At 28.6% G+C, this 6,531-nt stretch carries 6 protein-coding genes; 3 read left to right on the forward strand and 3 right to left on the reverse strand.

Going from position 1 to position 6,531, the window contains the following annotated elements; translation table 11 throughout:
* Window positions 1-9 precede the first annotated feature (9 nt).
* Complete coding sequence (gene mgtE / locus L8W56_RS02440; protein WP_133319709.1) at window positions 10-1,353, reverse strand: magnesium transporter; 1,344 nt, start codon at window positions 1,351-1,353, stop codon at window positions 10-12.
* 1 nt (window position 1,354) lies between these two features.
* Entirely contained in the window at window positions 1,355-2,512 is a 1,158-nt protein-coding gene (locus tag L8W56_RS02445; protein ID WP_133319708.1) for a M23 family metallopeptidase, read from the reverse strand.
* A 127-nt stretch (window positions 2,513-2,639) separates the two neighbouring features.
* On the opposite strand from L8W56_RS02445, the gene L8W56_RS02450 reads away from it, so the two are divergent.
* From L8W56_RS02450 to L8W56_RS02460, 3 genes are read left to right on the forward strand one after another with little or no spacing between them, the layout of a single operon-like run.
* Window positions 2,640-3,350: a plasminogen-binding N-terminal domain-containing protein gene (locus L8W56_RS02450; protein ID WP_412175093.1), complete on the forward strand. Its 711-nt coding sequence runs from the start codon at window positions 2,640-2,642 to the stop codon at window positions 3,348-3,350.
* On the forward strand, window positions 3,350-4,732 hold the full coding sequence (locus tag L8W56_RS02455; RefSeq protein ID WP_133319706.1) for an FAD-linked oxidase C-terminal domain-containing protein: 1,383 nt from the start codon (window positions 3,350-3,352) through the stop codon (window positions 4,730-4,732). The genes L8W56_RS02450 and L8W56_RS02455 overlap by 1 nt, the downstream gene beginning before the upstream one ends.
* Window positions 4,732-5,544 carry a YihY/virulence factor BrkB family protein gene (locus L8W56_RS02460; protein ID WP_133319705.1) on the forward strand — a complete coding sequence of 271 codons (813 nt, stop codon included), beginning with the start codon at window positions 4,732-4,734 and terminating at the stop codon, window positions 5,542-5,544. The genes L8W56_RS02455 and L8W56_RS02460 overlap by 1 nt, the downstream gene beginning before the upstream one ends.
* Here the strand turns inward: L8W56_RS02460 and L8W56_RS02465 are convergent.
* Window positions 5,491-6,531, reverse strand: a 1,041-nt coding sequence (locus L8W56_RS02465) for a ComEC/Rec2 family competence protein (protein WP_263659314.1), incomplete at its 5' end; no start/stop codon positions are given. The two genes, L8W56_RS02460 and L8W56_RS02465, sit on opposite strands and share 54 nt — an antisense overlap.

Raw genomic sequence — 6,531 nt, forward strand, 5'->3', positions numbered from 1 at the left:
TTTTCCTTTTTATAATAAAATCATCTTAGCTAAAAGTAAAAAGCTGAAAAAACCCAAACCATCAGTAATTGCAGTAATCACAACACTTGAACCTACCGCAGGATCAATTTTAAATTTTTTCAAAGTTAATGGCACAAAAGAGCCTACAAAACCGGCTAAGGCTAGATTGATTAGCATTGACAAAGCTATAACAAGTCCTAAAAGGGCTGTTTTAAACCATATAAAAGCTATAATACTCATAACGCTTGCAAATATAAGCCCATTTAATAAAGAAATTCCACTCTCTCTTAATATAACTTTTTTAGCATCTTTGAATTCTACTTCATTGAGTGAGAGTTTTCTAACTGTTACCGCTAAGGCTTGTGAGCCTGTGTTACCTCCCATGGAAGCTACAATAGGCATAAGTACTGCTAGAGCTACAAGTTGTTCTATTTCACCTGAAAAAAGACTGATGATATTAGCTGAAATTAATGAAGTTGTAAGATTAATCATGAGCCAAAAAGCTCTTGCTTTAGCTGCTTTAAAAGCACTTTCTTCTTCAACATCTGCATCAACTCCGGCTAAATTATAAATTTGCTCTGTTGCATTTTCTTGGATTAAATCATGAATATCATCATAAGTAATTCTACCCAAAAGCACTCCATCATCATTTATAACAGCCAAAACACTTAAATCATAATCTTCTACTATATCAATAGCCTTTTGTATATCTTCATGATCTTTAATGCTATAACATTTATATTTTTCATTGTTGTTTTTAATAATATCTGCAAAACTTAGTTTAAAATCCCAAAGCAAGAGATCGCTTAGGTTGATAGCATTGCAAAGTTTTCCTTGTTTATCTATGATATAAACTTGAAAAATTTGATCTACTTGTCCTGAATGCTTTAAAATTCTATATCTTTTAATGGCCTTTTCTATACTTTCATTAATAGAGGCTGTGAAAATTTCTGTTTGCATATAAGCACCAGCGGTATTTTCATCATAATTTTTAAGGCGTAAAATTTCTTCTTTATCTTCTGAACTTAAGCGGTTTAAAATAGCTAAAGTTTTTTGTGGATTTAGCTCTTCAAAACGCTTAATTAAGTCTGTTGCATCATCACTTTCAAGCTCTTCTACTGCTTTTGCAATCTTTATAATGCTTAAGTTTTCTAAAATATCTTCTAAGATATGTTCAGGCGTTATAGTAGCTACATTTGCAAGTGTGTAAGTATCAAAAGATTTAAGAGTTTTTAAATAAAGCTCTTCATCATGCCTTTTAATAGTTTTTAAGGCTTCATTGATTTCATAGGTACTTTGATCTTTGAAAGTATTTTTTAAAAGTTCTTGTGCTTCTAAAAAATCATTCATCATCTCAAAGCTCCATAGAATTTTCTATATTTTGTTCTTTTGGTGGATTTTTATAATTTTCATCAATGCTTTGCAAGCGGTTTTCATACTCTTTTGCCATTTTTAAAAATTCTTCTTTGTTTTTTCCACTTAAGCTTGATTTTGGAATTTTAACTATAGTTTCAGGATTAATTGCTTTATTATTTAGATAAAGTCCAAAATGCAAATGTGGTCCAGTGCTCATACCAGTAGAGCCTACATAAGCAATCACTTGTCCTTGCTTAACTTTTTGTCCGCGTTTGATTTTTGCAAAGCGACTAAGATGAGCATATAAAGTCATATAGCCTGACATGTGTTTTACTTGTACAACCTTACCATAACCACCTTTTGTCCCAACAAAGCTAATCGTTCCATCTCCTGCACTTTTAACTGGAGTACCCGTTGGAGCTGCATAGTCAATACCTAGGTGTGCTCTATAGCGTTTTAATATAGGATGGTATCTTGCTCTAGTAAAACGATCTGAAATCCTTGTATATTTGACAGGTTTAGTTAAAAAGAAATTTTCAAGCTCTTTTCCTTGAGCATTATAATAAGAATCTTTATATAAAAATACAGAATATTCTTTACCTCTAATATTAGCTAAAGCTGCTTGGATATTAATATCGCCAAAAAGTCTTCCTAGTCTTCTTTTTTGCTCATAAATTAATACTACACTATCGCCTTTTCTAACATTTTTAAAATTAACACTATTTTTAAAAGCTCTTACCATAGCTCTTGCTAAGGTTACGCTACCACTTTCATCATAAACATCTTGATAAGCTGAATTGTTAATAGCTACGCGAATAGTTCTTTTTTCTTTGGTATAAGAAATTGGAGTAAAACTTAATACGAATTTATTTTCAGTGTTTTTGTAAATATGAATTTGTAAATCATCACTGATTGGGATTAAAACCTGTTCTAATTCTCCTTGATCATCTTTTAACATTTGGTATTTAATACCACTTGCAATTTCTGCACTTAGTTCTTTATCTTCAGCATCAAGATTATAGTATAAATTTAAAGGTATGGAGTGATCTTGTAAAAAATCAAGTAAAGTTTTGCCATTCTCCCAAGAAAGTTCTTCAACACTTGAAATAGCAAAAAGTTTTATCGATATAAGTAAAGATATGAAAATTTTTTTCATGGTATTTTAAAGCCTTCTAAAATTTAAACATAAATTTGTATTTTACTTAATTTTTCTTACAATTTTGTAAGGAAAATACAATATAATTTAATTTTTACACTTTTTTAAGGAGTATCAGTTGTCAAGAATTATTTTAATGCTTTGTTGTTTTTTAGCATTTTTGCAAGCTAAAAATTTTGATTTAATACAAACAAAACTTGAAAAAGTAGATGATATTTATGGTTATATAAAAGATGATCCTAGAATTTTATTGCACTCAAGTGGTATAGTTGTGCATGAAATTGATACACAAAAATCAATTATTGCAAGAGCTAGTGTGATAGGGCGTGAAAATGGCTTAGTTAAATTACAATTTAAAGTTTTTGATATGCTAGCTCAAGATGCTATGCCTTTACCAAATGTATTGCCACAAGTAGGCGATAAAATAGTTTTAAATTATTTATATGATAGAGCCTTGATTATAGCTCCTGATAAAAATGTGTATGATTTTATAGCTCAAAAATTAAATGGACTTTATTTTTTACACCCTGATTTATTTGGTGCTCATATGATACAAGAATACCGCCAAACTCCAAGAAGATCAGATTTTAGATCTTTTTGTTCAAAAAATGCTGTTGGGCTTTTAGTGGTAGCTTTAGAAAATAAAGCTGAGATAGTTGATTGTCAAGATTTTGGCAAGATAGAAGAATTTAACATACCTCAAGCTCAAAGTTTGCAAATTCCATTTTATTCAAGAATTACAGGTTATAAAAGCGATATTTTTAGCTTAAATGATGAAGCAATTGGAAATTATTATGTATATTATGAAAAATTAATTAGCTTAACTAGAGACAAATAATGCAAGAAATCCATCAAAAATTTTTTCAAGATCTTTTAGGGGTTGAAAATGCTCATTTTGATCCTATCCACAAAAGAGCGTATAGTTATGATGCTACTAAAAAGCATTATTTACCTGATGGAGTGCTTTTTCCAAGAGATGAAAATGATATTAGTCAAATTTTAAAATATTGTAATGAAAATAAAATCATCGTTATTCCTAGGGGCTCAGGTAGTGGATTTACCGGTGGAAGCTTAGCTATTAATGGTGGAGTAGTGTTAAGCTTTGAAAAACATATGAATAAAATTTTAGAAATTGATCTTGAAAATTTAGTTGCAGTAGTGCAGCCTGGTGTGATAAATATGGCTTTACAAGAAAAAGCAAAAGAATATGGTTTATTTTATCCACCTGATCCTGCTAGTATGGAGTATTCTTCTTTAGGGGGGAATGTAAGCGAAAATGCAGGGGGTATGAGAGCTGCTAAGTATGGTATAACTAAAGATTATGTAATGGCTTTAAGAGCTGTTTTACCTAATGGAGAAATCATTAGAGCAGGTAAAAAAACTATAAAAGATGTAGCGGGTTATAATCTAGCTGGAATTTTAATAGCAAGTGAGGGATCTTTGGCTGTGCTTAGTGAGATTACTTTAAAACTAGTAGCTTTGCCAAAGTTTAAAAAGACAGCTATGGGGATTTTTAACAGCATTGATGAAGCAATGAATGCAGTTTATAAAACTTTAGCTAAAGGTGTGACTCCTGTATCTATGGAATTTTTAGATCAATTAAGCATACAAGCATTAGAACAAAAATTCCAAAAAGGCTTACCTATGGATGCGGGTGCGATTTTAATCGCTGATGTAGATGGCAATGTAGAAGAGGCTATTGAAGCAGATTTAAAAATTTTGCAAGAGAGTTTTTATGAATCTGGCGTAAGAGAGTTTAAAATAGCAAAAGATGAGCAAGAAGCAGCCAATATTTGGTTTGCTAGAAGAAACTGCTCTCAAAGTATAGCAATGTATGGAAATTTAAAGCTTAATGAAGATATTACAGTGCCGCGTTCAAAACTACCTGATCTTTTAAAAGGCATAGCTGAAATTTCTAAAAAATATGGTTTTAAAATCCCTTGTTTTGGTCATACTGGCGATGGTAATGTGCATACTAATGTAATGGTAAGTGATAAAAATAATCCTGAGTTGGTTAAAAAAGGTTACGAAGCTGTAGAAGAGGTTTTTAAGCTTACAGTTTCTTTAGGTGGAACCTTAAGTGGGGAGCATGGTATAGGCATTTCAAAAGCTCCTTTTATGAAGCTTGCTTTTAGTGAAGCTGAAATGGACTTGATGAGAAATATCAAAAAAGCATTTGATCCAAATAATATACTTAATCCTTTTAAAATGGGACTTTGATGAATTTTAAAAACTTCATAAAAATTCTTTTAAGCATAAGAGATAAAGAAATTTTAAATTATGCTGCAGCTTTGAGTTTTTATACTATTTTATCTTTAATACCGCTTTTATTTTTATGTTTTTGGGTTTTTACTCAAATTCCAAGTTTTGAAATGTATCAAGAAAGAATTAAAAATTTAATTTTTACTTTTTTAATCCCAACTCAACAAGAATTAATAACACAATATATTAACACTTTTTTAAAAAATAGTGTCAATCTTGGTTTAATTGGTCTTTTAGCTATGGCTTTGACTTCTTTAGCATTTTTTTCAGGTTATGATTATGTTATTAATAAGCTTTTAGAAGAAGACTCTAAAAGTCTTTGGCATAGTATAAGTTCTTATTGGACTTTGGCAACATTAACTCCACTTGGACTTGGAGTGAGTTTTTACATTTCAGGTTTTATACAAAAAACCTTAGATGATTTTAATATTGCTTTAAATTTTTTTGAGATTTTACCTTATGTGATTATATGGGCTTTGTTTTTTACATCTTATTCAAGTTCAGTGAGTAAAAAAGGTGATTTAAAAACTTTGCTTATTAGTTCTTTTGGTGCTTCTGTGATTTGGTATATTTCTAAGATGATTTTTGTATATTATGCTGTATATAATAAAACTTATTTAAATGTATATGGTTCTTTTTCTGTGATATTGTTTTTCTTTTTGTGGATTTATATTTCTTGGATTATTTATCTTTTGGGTTTAAGGGTTTATTTGATTTTAAATCAAGAAAATAAAGGGAATAAAACCAAGAGAAATTACAAAAAGAGCTAAATAACGATGAAAAATAGCCATGAAGGATAAAAATATATAAATAAGATAAATTTCTAATGGTATATGTAACAATATGCTATTTAATTTAAAATCAAATAATGCTAATAATATTTCATCTAATACATCTCCATAAGATAATAAATGCAGTAATAAACTTATAGGGTAAAATAAAGCAAATAATATGCTTAGAGGTATACCTAAAAATTGTTGAAAACTAATAAGTGGAAAAAAATATAATACAGGAATCATCATTGCTAAAAAAGTCCAAAAATTTATAAAAATAATATGAATATAATTTTTTGAAAAATTATCTTTAAAATGATGTAAATATAAATAAATATAAAATACTCCTAAACTTGAAAACAAAAAGCCAACGCTAAATAATAAATTTGGAAATAAGCTTATACATAAAATTACACTTAAGAATAAAAATTTAAAACTCAAAATTTTAATATTTTTGCTAAATAGATAAAAAGCAAAAATACTCATACATAAAGCTCTTATATAAGAAGGGCTAAAGTCTATTAAAAATATATACAAAATTAAAAGCAAGAAAGCAAAAATACTAATATCAAGTTTTAAACTTCTATAAGGAAAATATCGTTTGTGAAAAAAGGCATATAAAGGAGCAAAAATCAAAAAGCAAAAGCTAAATAGCAAGCCCAAATGATATCCACTAATAGCAATTAAATGCGCGATATTGTAAAAATTTACATCATTTCTAAGCTCACTTGATACATTTTTTGCAAAAAATAAAGCCCCGTAAAATTCTTTGATTTTTTCATTTTGATGTTGATTTAAAAAATACTCCACTAAGATATTTTCTTTTTGAGTATTAGTTTTATGAAAATCATAACTTGGTACAAAAAAATTTTTACTAAGATAATCTTTAAAGTTAATATTTTTAGTAATAATCCTAAGATTTATAATATCATTTTTAATTAAATTTAGTTCTTTAAAACTAGTAGTGTAAAAAACAAAATCAGA

It is taken from the genome of Campylobacter sp. IFREMER_LSEM_CL1085 (assembly GCF_025772235.1).
Taxonomy (GTDB): Bacteria; Campylobacterota; Campylobacteria; order Campylobacterales; family Campylobacteraceae; genus Campylobacter_D; species Campylobacter_D lari_D.

Excerpts from the sequence above, each read along its gene's own strand:
- mgtE (WP_133319709.1), bottom strand. The coding sequence starts at position 1,353 with ATGATGAATGATTTTTTAGAAGCACAAGAACTTTTAAAAAATACTTTC.
- L8W56_RS02445 (WP_133319708.1), bottom strand. The coding sequence starts at position 2,512 with ATGAAAAAAATTTTCATATCTTTACTTATATCGATAAAACTTTTTGCT.
- L8W56_RS02455 (WP_133319706.1), top strand. The coding sequence starts at position 3,350 with ATGCAAGAAATCCATCAAAAATTTTTTCAAGATCTTTTAGGGGTTGAA.
- L8W56_RS02460 (WP_133319705.1), top strand. The coding sequence starts at position 4,732 with ATGAATTTTAAAAACTTCATAAAAATTCTTTTAAGCATAAGAGATAAA.